This is a genomic window from Micromonospora sp. NBC_00617, assembly GCF_045161355.1.
In the GTDB taxonomy this organism is placed as follows: domain Bacteria; phylum Actinomycetota; class Actinomycetes; order Mycobacteriales; family Micromonosporaceae; genus Micromonospora.
Genome location: NZ_CP107751.1, coordinates 3568792 through 3593522 on the forward strand (window position 1 = coordinate 3568792; position 24731 = coordinate 3593522).

The following is a 24731-nucleotide window of genomic DNA, read 5'->3' on the forward strand; positions in this document are numbered from 1 at the left end:
ACGGCCAGGGGCAACTACCGTGTAGTACGGGGACACGGCGGAGGGACGGCGATGGCGCCAGCGGAACGCACGGACGGGCAACTGTCGCTCGGGCGACTGATGCGGGGAACGGCGGGGCTCGCCGCGCTCGCCGGCCTGGCCTGGGTGGCCCGGGACGTGCCGGCGGCGCTGGGTGGCCGGCTCGCCGGCGCCCGCGCCGAACGGGCGGCCCGCTCGCCCCAGTTTCGCGACGGCACCTTCCACAACCAGGCCGACACCCGGACGATGGTCGCCGAGCCGGGTCGCAACCTGCTCCGGGAGCTGATCTTCGGCAAGCAGAAACGGCGGCCCACCGCACCCGTGCCGCTGCTGCGCCCCAGCGCGTCGCCCGCCGCCGACACCGCAGACGAGCTGAACATCGTCTGGTACGGCCACGCCTCGGCGCTCATCGAGATCGAGGGTCGGCGGGTCCTGCTCGACCCGGTCTGGAGTGACCGCTGCTCGCCGTCCGGCGTGGTCGGCCCGCGCCGGCTGCACGAGCCGCCGGTACGCCTGGACGAACTTCCCCCGCTGGACGCCATCCTGATCTCCCACGATCACTACGACCACCTGGACATGCTCACCGTGCGGGCGCTGGTGGCCGGGCAGTCGGCACCGTTCGTGGTGCCGCTCGGGGTGGGCGCCCACCTGGACCGGTGGGGTGTGCCCGCCGAGCGGATCATCGAGCTGGACTGGTCCGAGTCGCACCGGGTCGACGGGTTGGAGATCACCGCGACCGCCGCCCAGCACTTCTCCGGCCGAGGGCTGCGCCGCGACGGCACCCTCTGGAGCTCCTGGGTGGTCGCCGGGGCCCGACGCAAGGTCTTCTACACCGGCGACTCCGGCTACTTCGCCGGGTACGCGGCGATCGGCGCGGAACACGGGCCGTTCGACGTGACGCTGATGCAGATCGGCGCGTACGACCGGGCGTGGCCGACGATCCACATGTTCCCCGAGGAGGCGGTCGACGCCCACCTGGACCTGCGCGGCGGACTGTTCATCCCGGTGCACTGGGCGACGTTCAACCTGGCCCTGCACGACTGGTCCGAGCCGGTGAACCGGCTGTGGGCGGAGGCGAAGGCCCGCGACGTGCGACTGGCCGTGCCCCGCCCCGGCGAGCGGGTGGTCGTCGACGACCCGCCCGCCGTCGACGGGTGGTGGCAGGCGATCGCCTAGTGAAAGGAAGGGCCCCTTGTTAACGCCTGGCGTTTAACAAGGGGCCCTTCCTTTCACCTCAGAGCACGAAGGCGTCGGTCCAGAGCGCGCCGGAGCGGCCGGAGAGCGCGTCCAGCATCGCGACCGCCTGGCCGTCGGTGAGCTGCGCGACGAAGTCCACGATGGCGCGGCCTCGGGCCCGGCCGAGCCGGTGCGGTGTACGCGGGTGCAGCTCGGCCTCGGCCAGCTCGACCAGGTCGTGCAGCCGGCGGGGCAGCCGGGACTCCTCCTCCGGGTCGAGCAGCCACTCCCACAGCGCCTCGACCAGGGTGCCCAGCAGGCGGGCCTGACCACGCTGGTGCAGGGCCAGATCGGGGCGGGCCAGCACGAACCGGTGGTGGACGAACTTGAGCACCTGCACCTCGTGCCACTGCGCGCAGCCGAGCAGCACGTACCCGGAGCGCACCGACGGCTGGTCGGTCACCGTGATCGCCTCGACGAAGCGGGTGGACCAGCGGGCGGAGAACCGCGACACGTACTGCTCCGCCTCGATCGAGCCGTCGAACGGCATCGCCAGCAGCCCGTCCACCAACTCCTCGCGGACGTGCTCGACGGCGGCGGCGAACGCGTCGTCGTCGGCGATCCAGGCGTCCTTGCGGTGCAGTTGGCGGCGCAGGCGTTCGATGGCGGCGCCGGGCCGCCGGGCGGCGGTGGCCAGCGCCGCGTCGGTGATCGCCCGGAGGTGCCCGCTCTCGCGCTGCCAGGCCATCAGCTCGGCGGAGACCGAACCCTGTTGGAGCACACCGACCCGGTAGAAGTCCTCCACGTCGTGGATGGCGTACGCGATGTCGTCGGCGGTGTCCATGACCGATGCCTCCACGGTCTGCTGCCACTCCGGGATGCGGCCGGCGAACGGCTCCCGGGCCTGCCGCAGGTCGTCCAGCTCGGTCCGGTACGCCCCGAACTTCAACGAGCCGCTCTCCGGGTCGTCCGGCGGCGGGGTGGCGCCGCGGGGCGGCGGGTCCAGCAGGCGCGGGTGCGGGTCGGGGTAGTCCAGCCGCGTCCACGGGTACTTCAGCATCGCCGCGCGGACCGCGGCGGTCAGGTCCAGCCCGGTGGTGGCCGCGCCCCCGATCTCGGTGCTCGTCACGATCCGGTACGACTGGGCGTTGCCCTCGAAACCGTCCGCGAGGCCGAGGCGCTGGCGGGCCAGCCGGTCGAGCACCCGCTCCCCCAGGTGCCCGAACGGGGGGTGGCCGAGGTCGTGGGCGAGGGCGGCGGCCTCCACCACGTCGGGGTCGCAGCCGCCGAGCTTGTCCAGCAGGCCGCGCCACCGGTCGTCGGCCGTCAGGCGTTCGGCGATCGCCCGGGCCACCTGAGCGACCTTCAGGCTGTGCGTGAGCCGGTTGTGCACCAGCAGGCCGGAGCCGACCGGGCTGATCACCTGGGTGACCCCGCCGAGTCGGGCGAAGAACGGCGAGCCGACGATCCGGTCCCGGTCGGCGCGGAACGGGTTGGCCGTGAGGTCGCCGAGGGCCCGGGCGCTGCCGCCGAAGAGCCGCCGGGCGCGCGGCTCCGCAGGTGATTCCATGATCGCCACGCTAGCGCAGGCCCGGCGGGGTCTGTCGACGGATCGGCACGGGCGCGCTGGGCGAGACGGGGCGACCCGGCCGGGCGCGACGACAGCCGTCGGGGCCTCCCGGCAGAATGCAGGCGGTACCCGCTCTTCGAGGGCGGATCGAGTCGAAGGCGGATCGAGATCGTGACCCAGTCTGTTCATCAGCGGATCGCCGACGAGCTCGGCGTGGCCGAGCGTCAGGTGCGGGCGGCCGTGGAGCTGCTCGACGGCGGCGCCACCGTGCCGTTCATCGCCCGCTACCGCAAGGAGGCCACCGGCCTGCTCGACGACACCCAGCTGCGCACCCTGGAGGAGCGGCTGCGCTACCTGCGGGAGCTGGACGAGCGGCGGGCCGCCGTGCTGGAGTCGATCCGCGGCCAGGGCAAGCTGGACGAGGCCCTGGAAGCGCAGATCATGGCCGCCGACTCGAAGTCGCGGCTGGAGGACATCTACCTGCCGTACAAGCCGAAGCGGCGGACCCGGGCGCAGATCGCCCGCGAGGCCGGGTTGGCGCCGCTGGCCGAGACGCTGCTGGCCGACCCGACCCAGGATCCGCGGGCGACGGCTGCCGGGTTCGTCGACGCGGACAAGGGTGTCGCCGACGCCGCCGCCGCGCTGGAGGGCGCGCGGGCGATCCTGATCGAGACGTTCGCCGAGGACGCCGACCTGATCGGCACGCTGCGCGAGCAGATGTGGTCGCGGGGCCGTCTGGTGTCGCGGGTACGCGACGGTCAGGAGACGGCCGGCGCCAAGTTCGCCGACTACTTCGACTTCTCCGAGCCGTACCCGAAGCTGCCGTCGCACCGGATCCTGGCGATGTTCCGGGGCGAGAAGGAGGGCGTGCTCGACCTGACCATGGAACCCGAGGAGGCCGGCGAGGCGGACGCCGTGCCGACGGGTCCGAGCCGGTACGAGGCGGTGATCGCCGGCCGGTTCGGGGTGTCCGACGCGGGCCGCCCGGCCGACCGCTGGCTGACCGACACGGTCCGCTGGGCGTGGCGTACCCGCATCCTCATCCACCTCGGGGCCGACCTGCGGATGCGGTTGTGGCAGGCGGCCGAGGAGGAGGCCGTACGGGTCTTCGCCACCAACCTGCGTGACCTGCTGCTGGCCGCGCCGGCCGGCACCCGACCGACCATGGGCCTCGACCCGGGCCTGCGCACCGGGGTGAAGGTGGCCGTGGTGGACGCCACCGGCAAGGTGCTCGCCACCGACACGATCTACCCGCACGAGCCACGTCGACAGTGGGACGCGTCGATCGAGACCCTCGCCCGGCTGGCCGGGGCGCACGGGGTGGAGCTGATCGCGATCGGCAACGGCACCGCCTCGCGGGAGACCGACAAGCTCGCTGGGGAGCTGATCACCCGGCACCCGCAGCTCAACCTGACCAAGGTGATGGTCTCCGAGGCCGGCGCGTCGGTCTACTCCGCCTCCGCGTACGCCTCGCAGGAGCTGCCCGGGATGGACGTGTCGCTGCGCGGCGCGGTGTCCATCGCCCGCCGCCTCCAGGACCCGCTCGCCGAGCTGGTCAAGATCGACCCGCGGTCGATCGGCGTCGGCCAGTACCAGCACGACCTGTCCGAGGTGAAGCTGTCCCGGTCGCTGGACGCGGTCGTGGAGGACTGCGTGAACGCGGTCGGGGTGGACGTCAACACCGCGTCCGCGCCGCTGCTGACCCGGGTCTCCGGGATCGGGGCCGGGCTGGCCGAGAACATCGTGCTGCACCGGGACGCCAACGGGCCGTTCCGCTCGCGGACCGACCTGAAGAAGGTGGCCCGGCTCGGGCCGAAGGCGTTCGAGCAGTGCGCCGGCTTCCTGCGCATTCCCGACGGCGACGACCCGCTGGACTCCTCCAGCGTCCACCCCGAGGCATACCCGGTGGTGCGGCGCATCCTCGCCAGCACCGGTCAGGACCTGCGCTCGGTGATCGGCAAGAGCGCGATCCTGCGCGGGCTGCGGGCCACCGACTTCGTCGACGACCGGTTCGGCCTGCCCACCGTCACCGACATCCTCGCCGAGTTGGAGAAGCCCGGCCGCGACCCGCGACCGGAGTTCCGCACCGCCACCTTCGTGGAGGGGGTGGAGAAGATCAGCGACCTGACGCCGGGCATGGTGCTGGAGGGTGTGGTGACCAACGTGGCCGCGTTCGGCGCGTTCGTGGACGTCGGGGTCCACCAGGACGGTCTGGTGCACGTGTCGGCGATGTCCCGGACGTTCGTCAAGGACCCCCGCGAGGTGGTCAAGTCCGGCGACGTGGTCAAGGTGCGGGTGGTCGACGTGGACGTACCCCGTAAGCGCATCTCGTTGACCCTGCGCCTGCAGGACGAGCCGGCCGCCACCGGTGGTGGTCGGACGAGTCAGGAGGGGCGTGGCGGCCCGGCGCAACGCGGACCGCAGGGTGGTCGCGGCGGGCAGGGTGGTCGCGGCGGGCAGGGCGGGCAGGGCGGGCGCGGCGGGCAGCAGCGCCAGGGTGCGCCGGCGCCGGCCAACGACGCGATGGCGGAGGCCCTGCGCCGCGCCGGCCTGGCCTGACCGACCGGACCTCCCGCGAGCCCTGTCGAGCTGCCCCGTTTCTGGGGCAGCGTCCACGCCGCGAATCGTGGACAGTTTCCGTTCGACGCTGACGGAAACTGTCCACGATCTACGCGCGCGGAGGTGCTGCGGGGGCGAAATCAGCTCGACCGCCCAGCTCGACCGGATCGGCGACCCGGACGTGTTCGCCCGTGACCTGGCCGCTGTCGTGGTCGCCCTGCGCGGCATCGACACCGGCGGCAAGTGCCCCTGTCGCCCGGCACACCCTGCGGGCCGTCCTGCGCTGAGTCGTGTCGCGTACCGTCGGGTCGTGGGTGAGAGTGACGGCCTCCAGTGGCGGGAGCGGCAGCGGCAGGCGGTGCGGGCGCACGCCGACGCCGACGCGCGGCGGCGGGCCGCCGAGCAGGCGCGGGCGGCGGAGCTGGTGGCCTGGTTCGTGGCCGAGGCGACCCGCCGGGGCCTGCCCGCGACGCGGCTGGTGGCCCGGGGGTACGACGGACGCGGCCGCTACCGGACCCGGTTGACCGGCTGGTACGTCGACCGGGCCGAGACCCGGGCGGTGGACGTGGCCGGTCGTTTCCATCTGCTGACCGTGCCCGGTGGCCTGCGGGCCCGGCTGTTCGGTGTCGACCCGCAGCCCAGCCCCGCGCCGCTCGTGATCGGTGCGGGTGGCCGCGACGGCGAGTCGGTCCCGCTGCGTGACCTGCTCGCCCGCCGCCTGGACGCCGACGCCACTGGAGGATGAGCCGGTGTGCTGTTCGCCCCGCCGGAAGCGAACCCCGTGTGACTCTGCTTCGTTGAGCCTCCCAGAGACAGACGACGACACCGTCGACCATGGGGGAGCAGATGGCGGCACGCGAACGGGACGTCGGTTCGCGCAGTGACGAACCGACGATCTCGGGCCTGACCGACCTCCACTCGCCGCCCGACGACCGCTGCCCCGACGTCTATTTCACGCGCGGCTACGGTTGGGCGGCCGCCACGGCGGAGGACGCGGTGTGGCGCATGACCCGCTGGGATGACCGGATCCTGGTGCCCTTTTTGCAACGACGGGTCGAGGGGCGATGGTCCGACGGGATCAGCCCGTACGGATACGCCGGCATCCATGTCGGCCCGTCGTGCGGCCGGCGCGACGTGGAACGCCTCTGGCCGCAATTCGTCGAGTGGTGGCGCGCGGCCGGTCTCGTGTCGTTGTTCCTCCGGTTCTCACCCCTCGACGCCCGCTCGTCGGATCTCACCAGAGAATTGCCGGGGTTGAACTTTTCCTGGCAGGGCCAGAATGTCGTCGTGCCTGTCGATCGGGGAGCCGATGCCGTCTGGAAACAGCTGGCGGGGCGGGCGCGAACCGCCGTTCGGAAGGCGGAACGGGCCGGCTTGACCGCCGAGGTGCGCTACGTCGACGCCACCGATGTGGCGTCGCGCAGCAGCTTCCGCCGACTGTACGAGCAGACGATGACGCGACTCGGCAGCAGCGCCCGATACTTCTTCTCCGATTCCTACTACCGGGCCCTGCTCGACGGCCTCGGCAAGAATCTGCTGGTCACCGAGGTGCGCGACGAGGTCGGGGCGGTGGTCGCGTCGGCGCTGGTGCTGCGGCACGCCGAACTGGCGCACTACCACCTCGCCGGGTCCACACCGGAGGCCGCCCGCCTGGGGGCCAACAATCTCCTGGTCTGGGCGATCCTGCGGTGGTCGGCCGAGAACGGCTGCCGACGGGTTCACCTCGGTGGCGGCGTCACCTCCGCCGACGACGATCGGCTGCTGATGTTCAAGCGTTCCTTCGGCGGCGCCTTGGCACCCTTTCTGACGGCCTCCCTCGTGATCGACGACGACGCGTACGGGCAGCTTGTCGAAACGGCGGCGGCGCGGACCGGGCGATCCACCGCGACATTGCGCGCCGCCGGCTGGTTTCCCGCCTATCGCTTCGCCTGAACGGTGGCGATGTCCGCGAAATCGGGAAATGGCTGCGGCCGCACTGATACAACACGTACGGATAGCAACGACGACAGCTAAGGCTGACGCATGTCGATAAGTGCTCAACATCGGGTGAAGCGATTGCTTGACATAGCGCTCTCCCTGCTGATTCTGCTCCTGACTCTGCCGATTCTGGCGGTCGCCCTGCTGCTGGTCCGGGTGCAACTCGGCGCACCCGTGCTGTTCGTTCAGGAGCGCAGTGGGCGTGGGCAACAACCCGTCCGGATCTTCAAGATTCGCACAATGTCCGACGAACGCGACGCGGACGGCGATCTGCTGGCGGACGGTCTGCGCTGCGGCGCGGTCGGTCGGGCGCTCCGTCGCCTGAGCATCGACGAGCTGCCCCAGCTGGTCAACGTCCTCCGGGGGGATCTCAGCCTGGCCGGGCCACGGCCGCTGCTGCCCCGCTACGACGCCTGGTACAGCGACCGGGAACGGCGTCGCTTCGACATGCGCCCCGGGATCACGGGGCTCGCCCAGATCCACGGGCGCAACAGCGTCGCCTGGGACCAGCGCTTGGCGCTCGACGTGCGCTACGTCGAACAGTGGAGTCTCGGGATGGATCTGCGCATCCTGGCCGCCACCGTCGCCATGGTCCTCTCCGGGCGAGGTGTGGCGGTCGACCCCAGCGCGCACATGCTCGACCTCGACAAGGAGCGAGAGCTGAAGTGCGTCTCGCCCTGACCGACGTCGAGGTCGACGCGCTCGGCGACCCGAACGATCCGGCCCTCGGCGAGGCGACCGACCTGCTGGCGTCCTCCGTGCCCGACGCGTGTTCCGGCCTCGTCGCCTACCACGCCAGCGGCTACCGGTCGTTCCTGGCCGCGGCGCTGACGCCGCCGGCGGACTCGCGCACGTTGCTGCTGCGCGCCGTACGCGGTCCCGACGGCCTACGGGCCGTGGCGGACTGGCGGCTGCTGCCCGGCCGCCTCCTGCTCAACGGCATCGCGGTGCGCGGCGACGAGCGCGGGCGGGGTCTCGGTAGCCGCCTGCTGCGCGACGGCCGGGACCTCGCCGAACGGCTCGGCTGCCGGGCACTGCTGCTCGACGTGTCGGTGGACAACCCGGCCACGCGCCGGCTGTACCTGCGCCACGGCTTCACCGAGCACACCCACTCCCGGTGGTACGGGGTGGTCGGCGCGGACGCCGCGACCGCGGCCCCGCTGCGGTTGACGGACTGGCCGGCCTTCGCGGCGCACCACCACGCGTACGGCTTCGGAGACCTCACCGTCCGCACCGTCGAGGGGATCGAGATCAGCCTGCGGGTGGCCGGCTCGGCCGTCCGCGTACCCGCCACGTCCGGCGGTCCCGCTCTGGCCGCCGCGCTCGGCCGGCTGATGGCGATCGAGCGCTGCTTCACGGCGGCACCGGCCACCGATGCACCGGTCGACGCAGGCCCGCTGCTGGCGCGGTTCGTCCGGATGCGGTGCGAGCTTCCAAAGTGACGGCCGTCGGGCGGCGACCGCGAGAGCACCACGGAGACACGCGCCGAGCGGGTTGATACTGGCCAAAACGCCCTTTATCGGAGAAGATGTCGAAACTCTCCGCAGATCGGATCGTTGAGTGCTGCGTAGGCGACCGACCTGCTGCGAGGAGTCCTCCATGCCCAGTGCGCCCATCTACCTGTCCCCTCCCGACGTGGGACCGGCCGAGGAAGTCGCTGTCCTGCGCGCGCTGCGCAGCGGCTGGGCGACACCGTTCGGGCCGGAGGTGGACGCCTTCGAGCAGGAGGTCTCCCAGCGGGTCGGGGTGCCGTACGCGCTGGCGCTCAACTCCGGCACCGCCGCCCTGCACCTCGGCCTCCTCTGCTGCGGCGTACGCCCGGCGGACGTGGTGCTGGTGCCCACCGTGACCTTCGTGGCGACCGCCAACGCCGTGCTCTACAGCGGCGCCACCCCGGTCTTCGTCGACTGCGACCCGGCCACCGGCAACGTGGACGTGGAGCTGCTGGGCGAGGTGGTCGCCGACCTGCGCCGAGCCGGCCGGCGGATCGGCGCGGTGATGCCCGTCGACATGTTCGGCTCGTGCGTCGACTACGACCCCCTGCTGGCTCTCTGCCGGGAGGCGGAGCTGCCCGTCGTCGAGGATTCGGCGGAGGCGCTGGGCTCGACGTACCGGGGCCGCCACGCCGGCTCCTTCGGAGACGCCGGGGTCTTCTCCTTCAGCCACAACAAGATGATCACCACTACGGGCGGCGGGATGCTGCTCTCGCACGACGCGGACCTGATCGCCCGGGCTCGCCACCGCGCCAACCAGGCCCGCATTCCGGCCCAGCACCACGAGCACGACCAGATGGGCTTCAACTACCGCCTGAGCAACGTCCTGGCCGCGATCGGCCGGGCACAACTGTCGCGGCTGGACGAGATGACGGCCCGCCGCCGGCGGCTGCGGGAGCACTACTCGAAGCTGTTCGCCTCGGTGGACGGGGTCGAGGTACTGGCCGAGAACGATCCGGGCAGCAACTGCTGGCTCACCGTCATCGTAGTGGACCCGCAGCTCACCGGCTGGCACGCCGCGGACCTGGCCCGGCACCTCGCGCAGGCCGACATCGAGACCCGGCCGGCCTGGAAGCCGATGCACCGACAGCCGCTGTTCGCCGCCGCCGAGGCGCGACTCACCGGCGCCGCGGATCAACTCTTCGCCCGAGGGCTGACCCTGCCCAGTGGTTCGTCGCTCGACGAGAGGCAGATCGACCGGCTCACCGGCGAGATCCACGGCTTTGTGGACCAGCACGCGTAGGGCGGCCCCCCTTCCCCCACCGCGCACCGAAACCGCGCGACCACCACGCGCGGCCCGACCCCGCCGCGTCCGGCGAACCCTCGCCGGCGGCACCGGACCGGGCCGCTGAACCAGTCGACCAACCAGGAGTGAACGTGACGGGTGACCTCGACCGAGGCGGTCGGCCAGCGGAGGCGTCGGCGTTCGCCGCCAGCAAAGGCCAACGACCCGACCGGGTCACCCTGGTGAGCCAGTGGTTCCCTCCGGAGCCCGCGGCGCTCGCCGAGCGCCTGACCATGTCGTTGCGCCACCAGGGTTTCGCCGCCGACGTGCTCACCGGCGTGCCGAACTACCCGAGAGGCGTCGTGTACGACGGCTACTCGGCGCGACGCCGCAGCGTCGAGGTACGCGACGGGATGCGTGTGCACCGCACGCCGCTCTACCCGAGCCACGACCGGTCGGCGCTCGGTCGGGCCCTGAACTACGCGAGCTGGGCGGCGTCCTCCTCGCTGCTCGGCGCCCGCGCGCTGCGCGACGCCGACGTCGCCCTGGTGTACTCCTCGCCGGTGACCGCCACGGCGGCGGCGATGATGGCGAAGATGCGCTGGCGGACGCCGTACGTGACGATGGTGATCGACCTCTGGCCGGACAACGTGTTCGCCACCGGCTTCCTCACCGAGGGCCCGACCCGCCGGGTCGCGGAGGCGGTGTTGAACCGCTTCACCAACCAGACCTACCGGTGGGCCGACCACGTGACGGTTCCGACGCCGGGGCTGCGCGACATCGTCATCGACCGGGGAGTGCCGGCGGAGAAGGTATCCGTGGTCTACATCTGGGCCGACGAGAAGGTCATGCAGCCCACCGAGCCGGAGCCCGGCCTGCGCGCCCGCCTGGGTCTGACGGACGACGACTTCCTGCTGATGTACGGGGGCAACCTCGGCGCGGCACAGCGACTCGACGTGGTGATCGAGGCCATGGCGCGACTGCGGGACATGCCGGACGTCCACCTCGTCCTCGTCGGCGACGGCGTGGACCGGGACCTGCTGGTCCGCCAGGTGGAGCGCGAGCGGCTCGGCACCGTCCACTTCCTCGACCCGGTGCCCCCGGAACGGATGCCGGCCCGGATGGCCGTCGCCGACCTCAACCTGATCTCCCTGGCGGACGAGCCGCTGTTCCGGATCACCCTGCCCAGCAAGACCCAGTCCATCCTCGCCTGCGGTCAGCCCATGCTGGTCTGCGCGCCCGGCGACGTGGCGCGCATCGCCCGGGACGCCCAGGCCGGCTTCGCCGCCCCGCCGGGGGACGCCGAGGCCCTCGCCTCGGTCATCCGGTCGGCTCGGGCGACGCCCCGGCACCGGCTGCGGGCCATGGGGCGGGCGGGGCGTCAGTTCTACCTGACCCACATGAGTGAGGCGAGCAACGCCGCCCTCCTCGCCGACCTGCTCACCCAGGCGGCCCGGCGAGGCAGGAACGCGCGTGGGCACCGCAGGCCCTGACACCACCACGTCGATGCGGCGCGGCCGGCACCGGCGCGAGCCGCGCCGCATCAGGTCGTCGACCCGGCACTCGCTGGTCGCCTCGTCCACGAACCTGCTGAACGGGCTCCTGAACGCCGCGCTGCTCGCGCTGAGTGCACGGCACGGCCAGACCGACGAGATCGGGGCGTACGTCGCGGTCACGGCGGCCCTGACGCTGGTGTCCATCGCCGTCGCCGGTGGCGCGCCCCTGCTCTACATCAGCGGCGATGCGGCACAACGCGTGGCGGTACGCAGCCAGTGGGTGTTCGTGACGCTGCCGTGCATGGCGCTCGGTACCGTCGCCATCGGCGTCCTCTACAGCCGTTCCGGCTATGCCTGGCCGACGATGCTGGCGATCGCGCTGGTGGCCGTCGGCAACAACACCGCCGACTTCCAGCTCGCGGACCTGGCACGGGACCTGCGGTTCGTCAGCACGGCGGTGGCCGTGTGCGGGTGCAAGATCCCCGCTCTGGTGCTGGTCGCCGCCGGGGGGCAGCTCAGCGCCGCGCTGCTCACCGCGGCGGCTCTCCAGTTCCTCGCCGCCGAGGCGTTCCTCGGTCGACGGTCCTGGTTGCGGCCGCGCACGCTGAGCGAGTTGTCGCCGCGACGCGCCCTCACCGCGTTCCGGATGAACCGTCACCTGTTCGGCTACAGCGTCGCCGAATACTGGGGTGGCCGGATGACGGCCGTCCTGCTGTCGCTGCTGGTCACGCCGCCGGTGATGGGGGCGTACGGCGCGGTGTTCAGCGTGTACCAGGCCCAGACGGGCGTACTGACCGCCGCGCTGCGGGTGTCGCTGGTGGGGCGGGTACGGCGCCGGCAGGGCCTGTCCCACGCCAACGACGGTCGGCAGGGCGAACGGATCGCCATCCTCGGCGCGATGACGATCACGGCGGTGAGCGCGCTCGCCGCCCCGTGGATCGTCGGCGACCTCCTCCGGCTCCCCCCACACGGGCCGGCGATGTGGCTGATCCTCCTCGCGCTCGCGCTCCCCTTCATGACTGTCGTCCGGGCGGTGACCCTCAACCAGATCGGCGACGCGAGCTATCGGGAGGCGACCCACGTCATGGTGCTGAACGCCGCTCTGATCACGCCGCTGGCTCTCGCGGCGGTGCCGCTGGCGGGACCGGCCGGAGCGGCCACCGCCACCCTCGCCACCGAGGTGCTCACCGGCGCCCTGCTCGGCCTGGCCCTTCTGCGCCGGCACGGCCGGCTGTCCGCCTGGCTCCTCGGGCCGCCCGGCGGATCCGCGGCGGCCCCCGCGGTGGTGGCGCCGGAGAAGGTCGGCGCGGCGGCGCCGGGCGGGCTCCGCGGCTGACCCGCCCCACACCGCCGGCGCTGTCGGGGAGACACGACGGCCGGGTCCGGTCATGGCGACCGGGCCCGGCGGTGCGTGGCGTACGTGCGTGTGCGGGCGGAACGGGCGGATCAGCGCCGGATGCCGGCCCAGTCGTGATGCCGGCGCACGGTGGAGAGGATGAAGTCGACGACCCGGCGCGAGGTGTCCGGGACCTGGTAGTCGGCGGGGCAGGGTACGCCGTCGACGGCGACCTGGTCGACCACCACCCGGATCGCCTCCAGTACGCCGTCGGGGTCCAAGCCGGTCATCACGATGCCGCCGGCGTCCAGCGCCTCGGGGCGTTCGATCGACTCCCGCAGGGTCACCGCCGGGAACCCGAGGATGGCCGACTCCTCGCTGATGGTGCCGCTGTCGGAGAGGGTGCATCGGGCCTGCGTCTGCAGCCGTACGTAGTCGAGCAGCCCGAACGGCTCGTGGAAGGCGATGCCGTCGAGCGCGAGCGCGTCGTCGGCCAGCGCCTCCAGCCGCTTGCGGGTGCGCGGGTGGGTCGAGACCAGCACCGGCAGCCCCCAGGTGTCCCGGACGGCCCGGAGGCAGTCCAGCAACCGGAGCAGCCGGTCGGGCCGGTCGACGGTCTCCTCCCGGTGCGCGCTGACCACGAAGTAGTCGCCGGCGGTGAGCCCGAGCTGGTCGAGGATCGTGGACCGCTCGACACCGTCGCGATAGTGTTCCAGCACCTCCCGCATCGGCGAGCCGGTGTGCAGGACCCGCCGCGGGTGCAGCCCCTCGGCCAGCAGGTTGCGGCGGGCGTGTTCGGTGTAGACCAGGTTGAAGTCGGCGACGTGGTCGACCATCCGCCGGTTGGTCTCCTCGGGCACGTTGAGGTCGAAGCAGCGGTTGCCGGCCTCCATGTGATAGACCGGCACCCGCATGCGGCGGGCCATCAGCGCGGCGATGCAGCTGTTGGTGTCGCCGAGCACCAGCAGAGCGTCCGGGCGTACCTCCTCAATCGCTTGCTCCATGCCGATCAGCACCCCGCCGAGCACCCGCCCGAGCGAGGAGGTGTCCACCCGGAGGAACCGGTCCGGTTGGCGCAGCCGCAGCTCGCTGAAGAAGACGTCCGACAGGGACCGGTCCCAGTTCTGGCCGGTGTGGACGAGGACGTGGTCCACCGTCCGATCGAGCCGGTCGAGCACCCGGGCCAGCCGGATGATCTCCGGCCGGGTGCCCACCACCGTCATGACCCTGGTCATGCCCATCCCTTCGTCACGCCGGTACCGCCGAAACCGGCTCGGTCGCCTCCACCCGCTCGGGGTAGGTGTCGGGTCGAGCGGGATCGAACAGCTCGTTGACCCAGAAGAGGGTGACCAGCTCATCCGATCCGGTGTTGACGATCTTGTGCGCCCACATGGTCGGCATGTCCACGACCACGGGTTCATCCCCGCTGACCGGGAACCGCACCACGGTGTCCTCGCCGACCCGTCGCAGGCTGATCTCGGCGCTACCGCGCAGCACCACGAACCGCTCCACCTTCGCCAGGTGGAAGTGCTCGCCGCGGGTGACGCCGGGTCGGGTGGTGGAGCTGAACGTCTGCCCGGCCGCCCCGTGCGCCCGTACCGCCTCGACCAGCTCGCCGCGCGCGTCCGCACGCCGAGGCAGCGGCAGCGGGTAGTGGGACGGGAAGCACTGCGACCGGTAGGTGTTGAAGAGCCGTACGTCGTGTCGGTCGGCCAGGCGCGGAATCTCGCCACCCCGGTAGAGGCCGGCGAAACTGGTCAAGCGGTCGGCGAGGTCGCGGACCCCGATCCGCAGCATCGGCATCGACGGGTCCCACGAGCCCTCGGCCGGAACGCCCAACAGCCGCGCCGCGGCGTCGGTGACGTGCACCAACTCCATCTGGCGGTCCTCGTGCACCTGGGGTGTCCGCCCGTCGGCGAGCAGCCGGCAGAACGTGGCCACCACCGAGTTGTAGTGCGGCCGGCCGTGCTCCCCGTACAGGTTGGGCAGCAGCACGTCGATCAGGTCCGGACGGACCGCCGCGAGGGTCGCCGCGGCGACGGCCTTCGCGTCACCGTAGGGCGTGCCGTTACCGGCCTGCACCGAGTTGGCGAAGACGACGGTGCCCGGCGGGTCGACACAGCGGCGCAAGCCCCGGGCCACCGCGGCGGCCAGGTCGACGTTCGTGGTGGCCACCTCGACGGGGTCGCCCCGGTTGGCGCCGGCCAGGTGCAACACCCGGTCGACGCCGTCCAGCCGCGCGGCAAGCGTCGCCTCGTCGAGCAGATCCGCCCGGCCGATCACCACCGGTTCGGGCCACCCGAGCGCCCGGGCCAGGACGCGCACGTGCCAGCCGAGAAACCCGCCGGCGCCGGTGACCGCGATCCTCAGCACGACGCCAGCACCGGGTCACGCAGCGCCAGCTCGGCCCGGATCTCGGGCAGCGTCTGCAGCAACCGCATGATCTGCGGTACGTCGAGCCGCTGCGCGTTCGCGGAGTTGAACTCCTCGGCCGGCGCCTCGCCCAGCTCGCCCTCCGAGACGTAGAGCGCGTAGTTGAGGTCCCGGGCGTCGACCGGTACCCGCAAGAAGTCGCCGAAGTCCTCGGCCTGCGCCAATTCCTCGCGACTGGCGAGGGTCTCGTGGGCCTTCTCGCCGTGTCGTACGCCGATGGTCTCGATCTTCGACGGCGCGTCGAAGAGCTCGCACACCGCCTGGGCCAGGTCGCCGACGGTGCCCGCCGCGGCCTTGCGGATGAAGATGTCGCCGGGCCGGGCGTGCTGGAACGCGTGCTCGACCAGGTCGACCGAGTCGGCCAGGGACATGAGGAACCGGGTCATCGTCGGGTTGGTCACCGTGGGCGCGCGGCCAGCCTTGATCTGCTCCACGAAGAGCGGGATCACCGAGCCGCGGGAGTACATCACGTTGCCGTAGCGGACGCAGGAGACGACGGTACGACTGCGTGGGTTGTTCCGGGCGTACGCCTGGGCCACCTTCTCCATCATGGCCTTGCTCATCCCCATCGCGTTGATCGGGTGCACGGCCTTGTCCGTACTGAGCACGACGACCGAGCCGACTCCGTTGCGCTCCGCCGCCTCGATGACGTTGCTGCTGCCCAGGATGTTGGTGCGAACGGCTTCCAGCGGGAAGAACTCGCAGGAGGGCACCTGCTTGAGGGCGGCGGCGTGGAACACGTAGTCGACGTCGCGGGTGGCGCGAAGCACCGAGTCGGCGTCCCGGGTGTCGCCGACCAGGTAGCGCACCCGGTCGTCGCCGAGTTGCCGCCGCATGGCGTCCTGTTTGGCCTCGTCCCGGCTCAACACCCGGACCTCGCCGACGTCGCCGGCGAGCAGACGGCGGGTCATCGTCTGACCGAATGATCCGGTACCGCCGGTGATCAGAACCCGGCTACCGGCTGGTACAGCGCTCACGAGCACTCCGTTTCGTTCGTGGTCAGGGAAGGGGCCGGGCAGCGAGGTGCCGGGCATACTCGTTCGGGTTCAACGAGTAGGCAGCGCATGAGTCGTGGCAAAAGCCGTCATTTCGGACAAGAGAGCGCAGTGTTGGGCGCCCGGCCGGTCCGTCACCGGCCCACGCGACCGACGCCGGCGGGCACGTTCCCGGCGGTCGCGGGCCGCCCGGTTGACGGCCGGTGATCGGCCGCGGAGTCGACGAGGCCACCGAGGAAGTCCCGCATCCGCTGGCCCTGCACGGCACGGCTGCGCGTGCGGACGACGAAGTCGCGCCCCGCGGCCCCCAGCGCCGCGGCGTCGCCCGCCGGCATCCCGAGCACCTGCCCGATCGCCGCCCGCAACCCCTCGACCGTGTCGGTCGCCGCGTACACGAGGTGCGGCCGGTAGTCCTCCGGGATGCCCGACAACTTCGTCGTCACCACCGGCACACCCGTCGACAGGTACTCGATGATCTTCGACGGGAACGAGTACGGGACGAAGAACTGGTCGACGGGGCGTGGGTTGACCAGCACCGCCGCGCCTGCCAGGCGGGCACCGAGCCGGGCACGGTCGATCAACTCCGGTGGGGCGATGCGCGGGTCGGCGGACGCCTGTTCGCGCAGCCATGGTTCGAGTTCCCCGCGTCCGAAGACGGACAGCCGCAGGTCGGGATCGGGCAGCCCACGAAATGCCTCGACCAGACGGTCCACGCCGTACGCCCGGCTCAGGCCACCGGCGTAGATGATTTCCCGGATCGGCCCGTCGGCCGGCGGCCGGGGACCCACCACGGTCGGCGGCGTGCAGATGCCCTCCATGATGAGACGGGGACGCCCCGGGGCGAAGTCCTCGGCGAGCGGGAGCGTCAGGGCGATCACCCCCGAGCAGCGCCGCAGCGCCGCCCGGACCAGCGCCGAGTCGATCCCGCGCAGCAGCCGTACCACCCGACCCTCGTCCGGCCGCCCCACTCCCGGAGGGTCGGTCAGGATCGGCACCACGCCGATCCGGCGCCGACGGGCCAGCATCAACCCGCACCACAGGAACGGCGTGTGCACGCCGTGGACCAGGAGGACGTCGATCGGGTCCCGCCGGATCGATCGGCCGCCGTGCCACCAGGCGGAGAGGAACCGGCTGAGGTGCTTGATGCCCAGCACGTTCACGAAGCCCAGTTGCCGGCCGACGATCCCGTCCTGCTGGAACTGGCCGGCGTGCAGGCGGATCCGACGGTTGCGCGGATATTTCGACACCGGCGCGGCGGAGAGCAGGCGTACGGCGCAACCGGCGTCGCGCAGGCCGTTGACCACCGCCCAGGCGAAGGTGTGGGTCTGGGTGGCGTCCGTGGCGTCACCGGCCATCACCCGCTTCAACTCGTCGTCCGGCAGGGTGAAACCGAGCAACGCGACCCGCAGGGGTCCAGCGACGCGCTCCCGCATGTCCACTCCCGATGGTGGCGCGTCCGCACGAGCGCCTCGCAGCAATAACCCTCGGTGGCGGCCAATGGTTATGCAGGTGAAGCGGTCAGACCGCACGGAGATGTGCTGTCTTTTCTATTTAGGGGCAGTTGTTGGGCCTTATGGTGGTTTGACGGCGACCTCCACCAGGCCGTGACCGTGCGGCAATCGACGAATGGTGCTGACGACGATGGCGAAGCGCGCGACCGCCCCGAGGTGGTCACGGTGACCGCGGTCCTGCCCGAGCGGGCACGGCCCTCCGCTCCCGGGGCCACCCCGGCCGGCGCCTGGGTCAGGAACGGCCGGGCCGGCGGACGCCACGCGGGTCGGACGGCACCCGGGGACCGCACGCTCGCGGCACGGCACGTTCCCGGGCTGCTGGTGGTCTGCGTCATCGCCTTCGACACCCAGTGGGCGACCAGCGCCACCAACCGCTACGGCGCCGCCGCCGCCCTGCTGGCCATCCTCGTGAGTTGCCGGGCGCCCCGACTCGTCCCACCCGACCTGCTGGCCGCCGCCACGGGGGCGTGGGCCTGCGTCACGCTGCTCTGGGCGGCGGACGTCGACACCGCCGTGCGCATGGCCTACCTGTACGGGGCGGCCTGTGCCATGTTCATCGCCGTCCGCCATGTCGTCCACAGCCGGGCCGCCTTCTTCGCCGTCGGCTACGCCTGCCTGGCCGGCTGCGTCGCCACGAGCGTCAAGCTGATCGCCGATCCCCTGTCCAACTCGACGCGGGCGCGCGACTCGATGATGGACTTCTCGGTCCGGTACGGCGTCGAGGGCGTCAACTCCAACTACACCGCGTACAGCCTCGCGGCCGGCGTCGCCCTCGCCGCGGTGCTGATGCTGCTGCGCCCCTCGACGAAGGTCGAACGCCTCTGCATCGTCGCGGCGGCCGGCGTCCTGTTCTGGGGCGTACTCCTCACCTCCACGCGCGGAGCGCTGATCGGGATCCTCGCCGGTGCCGCCTTCCTGCTGCTGAGCGCGATGTCGTGGCGGCTGGCCCGGACGGTCGCGGTCGTCGGGGTCCCCCTCGTCCTCGTCGCGGTGCCCCTCGGCCTCTACCGGGTGCTCGCCTCCGAGACGCTCTGGCTCGACGGCGCGTTCGCGGGCCGCGCCACCGGCGACCTGTCCGGACGGCTCTACATCTGGCCGTACGCGTTGTCGTCCTGGTTCGACTCGCCCCTGCTCGGCATCGGCCCCGGCATGTTCACCGCCACCGGCCGGCTGGGGGTGGGCGCGCACGATCTGCTGCTGAGCCTGGGCAACGACCTGGGGCTGGTCGGGATCTGCCTCTACGCCGGAATGCTGGCGTACGCGTTCGCCGGCCCTTTCCGACACTCCCCCGCCTGTTCCCGGTTGGCCGGTGCCTTCCTGGTCAGCCAGGCCCCGATCTGGTTGACCGGGCACTGGGAGGTGTCGCCGGTGTGTTTCGTGATCCTCGCGCTCGTGTCCGTCGCCCCCGTCGCGCTGCCGCCCGCCGGAGGTGGCCGGAGCACAGCGCCACGGCACGCCGCCGCACCCCCGGGACCTGTCGGCGCCCGGGAACACGCGCTCGGACGGCCCTGAAGACGGCCGGACGGCCCGGAAGACCGCCGCGCCGCGCCCGCCGGGTGGGGCGGGCACGGCGCGGTCTCCTCAGTGCGAAGCCCTACGAGCCGGCGAGCACGCGACCGGACATCCAGGACACGGTCCGTTCGAGACCGGTGCGCAGCGGAACCGGCCGTACCGCGGGGAACAGCTCCCGCAGCCGGGTGCAGTCGGCCTGCGAGTCCCGTACGTCGCCGGGGCGGGGCGGCTCGTGCACCACCGGAAGCGGGTGACCGAGGATGTCCTCGAGTTCCGCGATCAGATCGAGCAGCGAGACCCGCGCGCCGAAGGCCAGGTTGACCACGTCGGTGGTGGACACCCGACGGACGATGGCGTCGACGATCACCGCGGTGACGCTGCCGACGAACGTGAAGTCGCGGGTCTGTCGGCCGTCGCCGTGCACTCGCAGCGGGTCGCCGGCGAGCGCGGCGGTGATGAACCGGGGCAGCACGGCGGCGTACGCGTGGTGCGCCCCCTGCCACGGGCCGAAGACGTTGAAGAAGCGGAACGGCAGCACGGCGAGGCCGTAGCAGGACGCGTAGGCGACCGCGTACGCCTCGGCGGCCAGCTTGGAGACCGCGTACGGGGAGACCGGGATGGGCCGCAACCCCTCCTGCCGGGGCAGCACGGGGTTGGCGCCGTAGACCGACGAGGACGAGGACAGGATCACCTGCCGCACGCCGTGCCGGCGGGCCGCCTCCAGCACCATCAGCGTGCCGGTGGCGTTCGCGTGGTGGCTCGGCAGCGGCTGGTCGATGGAGCGTGGTACCGAACCGAGCGCGCCCAGGTGCACCACGCTGGCCGCCCCGGCGAACGCCTCGTCCAGCAGGTCCGGGTCGAGCACGGTGCCCTGGCGCAGCCGGACCGGCTGGCCGTGCAGATTGTCCAGCAGGCCGGTGGAGAGGTCGTCGACGACCACGATCTCACTCACCTGCGCAACGTCGTCCAGTGCTCGCACCAGGTTGGCGCCGATGAAGCCGGCACCCCCGGTCACCACAACCTTCACCGCGTCTCCCCGCTCCGATCGGCCCCGCCCCCACGGCCGGCCGAAGGCCCGACCAACGGCGCGGTGGCAGCGACCGTGCGCCGGTCACCGCTGGTTCAACGAGCGCTGCCGCGTTCCGTCGCGCCGGACGGACGCCACCGGGTGTGCCACGGCCTCGGCGGCACCGCGGGACGGGGCTGCGTCGACGCGCCACCGTCACGTCGGGAGGATCCGCTGATAGACCCGGTCGAGGGCGTTGAGCATGACGTCGAGGCTGTAGCCCTCGGCCACCACCTTGCGGCCCACCTCGCCGAGGTGAAGCCGCTCGGCGGGGTCGTCGAGCAGCGGCGACAGCGCCCCGGCCAGCGCGCGCGGGTCACCCGCCGGCACCAGCCGGCCGCCGCCGGAGCGCAGCACCTCCACGTTGCCGCCCACGGCCGACGCGACGACCGGCAACCCGTGCGCCATCGCCTCCAGCAACGCGTTCGAGAGGTTCTCGTGCAGGGTCGGGAAGACGAAGACGTCCGCCGCCGCGAGCAGGTCGGGCACATCGAGCCGGTTGCCGAGCAGGCGTACGTCGACCCCGGTCGCGCCGGTCAGGGCGGCGCCGATCTCGGCGCGGTCGGGCCCGTCGCCCGCGACCAGCAGGACGCGACGGGCGGCGGGGCGCCCCGGCCGGCGTACCGTGGTCGACGGCAGGTCGCGCAGCGCGTCGGCGAGGACGGCGTAACCCTTCTCCCAGGTCAGCCGGGACACCGCGATCATGGCGACGTCATCGGGTCGCAGACCCAGCTCGGCGCGAACGCGGCCCCGGGACTCGCGGGGACGCGCCGGCAGGGGCACCCCGTTGGGGACCACCCCGACGAACTTCGGGCCGAGGCCGCGCAGGAAGTCCCGTCGGGCGGCGTACTCGCAGACGGCGCTGACGTGGCTGGCCAGCCGCAGCGTCGCGGGCTCGGCACCGTGGACCAGCAGCCGGCGTCGCCAGACGCGGCCGGGCTGACGCAGGTCGCGGATTGTGCCGTGGACGCTCACCAGGACCCGTGGGCAGCCGGCGAGGCGGGCGGCGAGCACACCGTGCAGGCCTTCGTTCTGCAACCCCCGGACGTGCACCAGGGCGGGCCGGACCTGCCGGAGCAGGCCCACCCACTCCCGCAGCAGGGGCAGGTTGAGGCCGCCGTTGCCCACGCTCTGGTGCATCCGGACGAACTCGTACCGGTCGGCCAGCCGGGAGGCGAGCACCCGCTGCACGGCCGTCAGCGGGCCGTTCGCACCGGGAGCGCCGGCGGAGTGCTGCACCACCACCGGCCGGGTCACGGCGCGACTACCACCGATCGCGGGCGTCGTGACCGGTCGTACGTGGTGAATGCCCTGCATCGTCCCTCATTCCGACGGCGGTTCAGCGACAAGCCGATCCGGACGCGCTGGTCGCACTACGGGTGGTAACTGCGCCATCGGCGGCGAAGTGACGCCGGGCGTGCTCAGGCGCCCACGGCGGTCGCGATCCCGGCCTGCGGGCGGGATGCCGGGACGGCCCCGGTCACCGCGCGTCGGTAGCCGAGAACGGCGGCCGGCAGCACCGTCAGCGCGTACGTCGCCGCCGAGGCCAGCGCCACACCGGACAGGCCGACGCGCGCGGCCAGCACGACCTTCAGCGGTACGGCCAGCAGCAGGCAGGCCGCCCACCCGACGAACTGGGGTCGGAGCAGGCCGATGCTGTTCTGCACCATGAGCATCGGGGCCGCGACGGCCAGCAGCACCGACCAGACGGCGAGCGCGGCGAGTAGGGCGCGGGGCACCGGTTGGAGGTCGGCGGAGCGCACCCAGAGCCGCAACACGTCGTTGCCGGCGAGCACGAGCACGGCCCCCGGCAGGGCGACCACCCCGGCGGACAAGCACATCATCCGTGGGGTCGTACGTCGCACCCAGGCCAGGTCGCCGCGGGCGATCGCCTCGCCGTTGGCCGGCCACAGCGGCAGGTTCACCAACGTGACGAAGAGCGTCAACAGCGCGAACATCCGCAGGACGACCGCGTACGTCGCCGCGGCGGGCAGCCCGAGAACGTGGCTGATCAGGAGGCCGTCGAGGTTGAGCACCATCGAGGAGAGCACCGAGAGCAGGAAGAACTGGGCGCCCAGCCAGAGCAGCCCCCGGGCCACCGCCCGGCGCACGTACCGGAGTCGGGGCCGCAGGTCGCGGTTCTGCCAACCGAAGTAGCAGAGCGCGTTGGCGAGGTTGACCGCCGGAACGGCGAGCACCGCGGCGGCGATGACCAGCAGCGGGTCGCCCCCGCCGGTGACCGCCGCGTAGACCAGGACCACCGAGACCAGGCTGCCGCCGGCCTGCCAGAGGTTGCTCTGGGCGACCTGCTGCTCGGCGTACTGGACCCGCTGGATCAGGGCGAGGGGGATGTTGGCCAGGAACGCGCCGAAGCAGAGCAGCACGATCGGGCGGGCGTCGCGGGCGACCGCCGGGTCCGTGGCGTTCAGCAGCGCCGGCCAGGGCACCTGCCGCAGGGTCGTGGCCAGGAGGACCAGCAGGAGTACGGACACCACGCCCAGCAACGCGTAGGCGCTGGACACCTCCCGGGCGGCCGCCCGCCGATCGTCGGTACCGCGCAGGGCGGACAGGCGGGTCAGCAACCCGTTGCCGAGCCCGAAGTCCGCGAAGAGCGCCATGCCGGTGAGCGAGGTGACCGCCATCCAGAGGCCGTACCGCTCGGCCCCCAGGTTGTGAAACGCCAGCGGGGTGATCAGCAGGGGCGCGGCCAACCCGACCGTCTTGCCGGCCAGCGAGGACACGATTCCGCTGGCGAGCACCCGGCTCCGGGACTTCCGCGCCTCGGGCGGGACGGCCCGGGAGGATCGCCGCCAGGCCGGATCGGCGCGGTTCGACCGCGGCGTGCCAGCGACCGCCCGATGCCGCCCGATGGTCGATGTCGGCTCGGTCTCTTCGACAGCCCCGTGACGGGCCGGCATCAGACCCGCCGGGGCGCTGACCGGCAGAGCCTCGCCGGCTCATCGATCGCGCTGTGCCGTCGGCGGACGGCGACGCACGCCCTCGCGGTGATCGGTCGTCGCATGCGGTGCCGCCTCCACGCCCCCGTCGACAAGTCATTCCTACAACGACGGTCACCAGCACGCGGTGACGAAGAGTGGCTGACGCGACACGACGGATACGCAGCGTAGGACCAGGACGACAAACTAGACTAAGCGCTCAAAACGCCAGCAGCCCGATTCCCAGGGAGCAGCTCGTGGGCCAGCCCACCACCACCGCGCACCTCACCCCGCTCCGGTCCACCGCGACGCCACAGGTGCTGGCGCTGGCCGCGTACCAGTTCCCGCACGGTGACGCACTGTCCAACCGCCTGCTGCAACTGGCCCGGTCCGCCACTCCACCGGGCGGGGTGACCCTGGTGGTCAACGACTGGCCCGACGACGGGTCGCGCCCGCCCGCCGCCCCCGACCTGCCACCGGACGTACGGCTGATCACGTTGCCCCGCCGCCGCATCGGCAGTGGAGTCCTGGGCCGCTGGCTGCACCAGCGCCTCCGCCCGCTGCGGGTGCTCGCCGCACTGCGCCGCGCGGGCATCCGCCCGGGTGGGCTGGCCGGCGTGTACCTGCCACTCGGTCTGTGGAACCTGCTCACCTGGGTGGTGCTGCGCACGGCGGTGCGCTGCCCGGTGACCGTGGACGTGCTCGAACGGCACGACCGGGCGCAGTTCCCCCGGGGCTGGCTCACGCCGTACTTCCTCCGGCACCGGTGGGCGTTCTTCCTGGCCGGCCGGCTCGCCGACCGGGTCATCGCCATCTCCGAGATGCTGGAGCGGCACTTCGTCGGCCTGGGCCGACCGACGCTGGTGGTGCCGCCACAGGTGGACTGCGCCGGCTACGACGACCCCGCCCCGCCCTCGCTCGACGACGGGCTCCGGCTGCTCTACGCGGGCTCGGCCGGCGCCAAGGACCAGCTGGCCGTGGTCCTTGAGGGCATGCGCAGCCTTGCGTCCGAGGACCGGGCCCGGGTGCGCCTGGTGATCGCTGGGATCAGCCGTAAGCAGGCCGGCAGCCTCTCCGATCTGGACGACGCCAGCTCCGGCGACCTCGACGACCAGGTGAGCTTCCTCGGTTGGGTGCCCCGCGACCGGGTGCTCGCCGAGCTGCGTCGGGCGCACTTCTCGGTGCTGGTCCGCCCGCCGGTCGGGTATGCGCAGGCGGGCTTCCCGTCCAAGGTTCCGGAGAGTCTGGCCGCCGGCCGCCCCGTGCTGCTCAACCACACCAGTGATCTCCGGAGATACATCGTGGACGGCCGCGAGGGCATCGTGCTCGACGGAGCCGGGGTGGACGACGTCCGGCGTGGGCTGGAGCGGGCGCTGCTGCTCGACGATCCAGGGTGGGCGGCGATGAGCCGGGCGGCCCGCGAGCGGG

General features: G+C 72.4%; 18 protein-coding genes and 1 pseudogene. 11 read left to right on the top strand and 8 right to left on the bottom strand.

The window, feature by feature from the left end; translation table 11 throughout:
- The first annotated feature begins 51 nt into the window (after positions 1-51).
- Positions 52-1194, top strand: coding sequence for an MBL fold metallo-hydrolase (locus OG505_RS16340; RefSeq protein ID WP_405434270.1), 1143 nt, complete (start codon positions 52-54; stop codon positions 1192-1194).
- 58 nt (positions 1195-1252) lie between these two features.
- Here OG505_RS16340 and OG505_RS16345 read toward each other — a convergent pair whose 3' ends face one another.
- Positions 1253-2764 (bottom strand): deoxyguanosinetriphosphate triphosphohydrolase family protein, encoded by a 1512-nt coding sequence (locus OG505_RS16345; RefSeq protein WP_405434271.1) that lies wholly within the window; start codon positions 2762-2764, stop codon positions 1253-1255.
- 171 nt (positions 2765-2935) lie between these two features.
- On the opposite strand from OG505_RS16345, the gene OG505_RS16350 reads away from it, so the two are divergent.
- The 8 genes from OG505_RS16350 (at position 2936) to OG505_RS16385 (ending at position 12850) form a co-directional block, all read left to right on the top strand.
- Positions 2936-5323 carry a Tex family protein gene (locus tag OG505_RS16350; RefSeq protein ID WP_405434272.1) on the top strand — a complete coding sequence of 796 codons (2388 nt, stop codon included), beginning with the start codon at positions 2936-2938 and terminating at the stop codon, positions 5321-5323.
- A 310-nt stretch (positions 5324-5633) separates the two neighbouring features.
- Entirely contained in the window at positions 5634-6068 is a 435-nt protein-coding gene (locus OG505_RS16355; protein WP_405434274.1) for a hypothetical protein, read from the top strand.
- Positions 6069-6157: 89 nt separating this feature from the next.
- Positions 6158-7255, top strand: a complete 1098-nt coding sequence (locus OG505_RS16360) for a lipid II:glycine glycyltransferase FemX (RefSeq protein ID WP_405434275.1) — start codon at positions 6158-6160, stop codon at positions 7253-7255.
- Between the two features lie 114 nt (positions 7256-7369).
- Entirely contained in the window at positions 7370-7981 is a 612-nt protein-coding gene (locus OG505_RS16365; RefSeq protein WP_405434276.1) for a sugar transferase, read from the top strand.
- Entirely contained in the window at positions 7966-8742 is a 777-nt protein-coding gene (locus OG505_RS16370; RefSeq protein WP_405434277.1) for a GNAT family N-acetyltransferase, read from the top strand. The genes OG505_RS16365 and OG505_RS16370 overlap by 16 nt, the downstream gene beginning before the upstream one ends.
- A 157-nt stretch (positions 8743-8899) precedes the next feature.
- Entirely contained in the window at positions 8900-10036 is a 1137-nt protein-coding gene (locus OG505_RS16375; RefSeq protein ID WP_405434278.1) for a DegT/DnrJ/EryC1/StrS family aminotransferase, read from the top strand.
- A gap of 134 nt (positions 10037-10170) precedes the next feature.
- A complete protein-coding gene (locus OG505_RS16380; protein ID WP_405434280.1) occupies positions 10171-11511 on the top strand; it encodes a glycosyltransferase family 4 protein in 1341 nt (446 codons plus the stop codon).
- Positions 11492-12850, top strand: a complete 1359-nt coding sequence (locus OG505_RS16385) for a hypothetical protein (protein WP_405434281.1) — start codon at positions 11492-11494, stop codon at positions 12848-12850. Before OG505_RS16380 ends, OG505_RS16385 begins: the two co-directional genes overlap by 20 nt.
- A gap of 110 nt (positions 12851-12960) precedes the next feature.
- Here the strand turns inward: OG505_RS16385 and wecB are convergent, their stop codons facing one another.
- From wecB to OG505_RS16405, 4 genes are all read right to left on the bottom strand, one after another.
- Entirely contained in the window at positions 12961-14085 is a 1125-nt protein-coding gene (gene wecB, locus OG505_RS16390) for a non-hydrolyzing UDP-N-acetylglucosamine 2-epimerase (RefSeq protein WP_405434283.1), read from the bottom strand.
- Between the two features lie 13 nt (positions 14086-14098).
- Entirely contained in the window at positions 14099-15223 is a 1125-nt protein-coding gene (locus OG505_RS16395) for an NAD-dependent epimerase/dehydratase family protein (RefSeq protein ID WP_405434285.1), read from the bottom strand.
- The gene (locus OG505_RS16400; RefSeq protein ID WP_405434286.1) at positions 15217-16317 is read right to left on the bottom strand and encodes a polysaccharide biosynthesis protein; all 1101 of its coding nucleotides are present in this window, start codon (positions 16315-16317) and stop codon (positions 15217-15219) included. Before OG505_RS16400 ends, OG505_RS16395 begins: the two co-directional genes overlap by 7 nt.
- A gap of 95 nt (positions 16318-16412) precedes the next feature.
- Positions 16413-17711 (bottom strand): glycosyltransferase, encoded by a 1299-nt coding sequence (locus OG505_RS16405; RefSeq protein ID WP_405434287.1) that lies wholly within the window; start codon positions 17709-17711, stop codon positions 16413-16415.
- Positions 17712-17954: 243 nt separating this feature from the next.
- Between OG505_RS16405 and OG505_RS16410 the strand changes: the two genes are divergently transcribed.
- Positions 17955-19301 carry an O-antigen ligase family protein gene (locus tag OG505_RS16410; RefSeq protein WP_405434289.1) on the top strand — a complete coding sequence of 449 codons (1347 nt, stop codon included), beginning with the start codon at positions 17955-17957 and terminating at the stop codon, positions 19299-19301.
- An 82-nt stretch (positions 19302-19383) separates the two neighbouring features.
- On the opposite strand, the gene OG505_RS16415 is transcribed toward OG505_RS16410, so the two are convergent.
- The 3 genes from OG505_RS16415 to OG505_RS16425 form a co-directional block, all read right to left on the bottom strand.
- On the bottom strand, positions 19384-20328 hold the full coding sequence (locus OG505_RS16415; protein ID WP_405434290.1) for an NAD-dependent epimerase/dehydratase family protein: 945 nt from the start codon (positions 20326-20328) through the stop codon (positions 19384-19386).
- A gap of 195 nt (positions 20329-20523) precedes the next feature.
- Complete coding sequence (locus tag OG505_RS16420; RefSeq protein ID WP_405434292.1) at positions 20524-21684, bottom strand: glycosyltransferase family 4 protein; 1161 nt, start codon at positions 21682-21684, stop codon at positions 20524-20526.
- A 104-nt stretch (positions 21685-21788) separates the two neighbouring features.
- The gene (locus tag OG505_RS16425) at positions 21789-23126 is read right to left on the bottom strand and encodes a lipopolysaccharide biosynthesis protein (protein ID WP_405434294.1); all 1338 of its coding nucleotides are present in this window, start codon (positions 23124-23126) and stop codon (positions 21789-21791) included.
- Between the two features lie 998 nt (positions 23127-24124).
- Here OG505_RS16425 and OG505_RS16430 point away from each other — a divergent pair.
- Positions 24125-24724: pseudogene (locus tag OG505_RS16430) on the top strand (glycosyltransferase); the annotation flags it as partial.
- Between the last annotated feature and the right edge of the window lie 7 nt (positions 24725-24731).

Bases quoted from the DNA above. Each gene is read 5' to 3' on its own strand.
- OG505_RS16340 (WP_405434270.1), top strand. From the start codon at position 52: ATGGCGCCAGCGGAACGCACGGACGGGCAACTGTCGCTCGGGCGACTG.
- OG505_RS16345 (WP_405434271.1), bottom strand. From the start codon at position 2,764: ATGGAATCACCTGCGGAGCCGCGCGCCCGGCGGCTCTTCGGCGGCAGC.
- OG505_RS16360 (WP_405434275.1), top strand. From the start codon at position 6,158: ATGGGGGAGCAGATGGCGGCACGCGAACGGGACGTCGGTTCGCGCAGT.
- OG505_RS16375 (WP_405434278.1), top strand. From the start codon at position 8,900: ATGCCCAGTGCGCCCATCTACCTGTCCCCTCCCGACGTGGGACCGGCC.
- wecB (WP_405434283.1), bottom strand. From the start codon at position 14,085: ATGACCAGGGTCATGACGGTGGTGGGCACCCGGCCGGAGATCATCCGG.
- OG505_RS16400 (WP_405434286.1), bottom strand. From the start codon at position 16,317: ATGCCCGGCACCTCGCTGCCCGGCCCCTTCCCTGACCACGAACGAAAC.
- OG505_RS16405 (WP_405434287.1), bottom strand. From the start codon at position 17,711: ATGCGGGAGCGCGTCGCTGGACCCCTGCGGGTCGCGTTGCTCGGTTTC.
- OG505_RS16420 (WP_405434292.1), bottom strand. From the start codon at position 21,684: ATGCAGGGCATTCACCACGTACGACCGGTCACGACGCCCGCGATCGGT.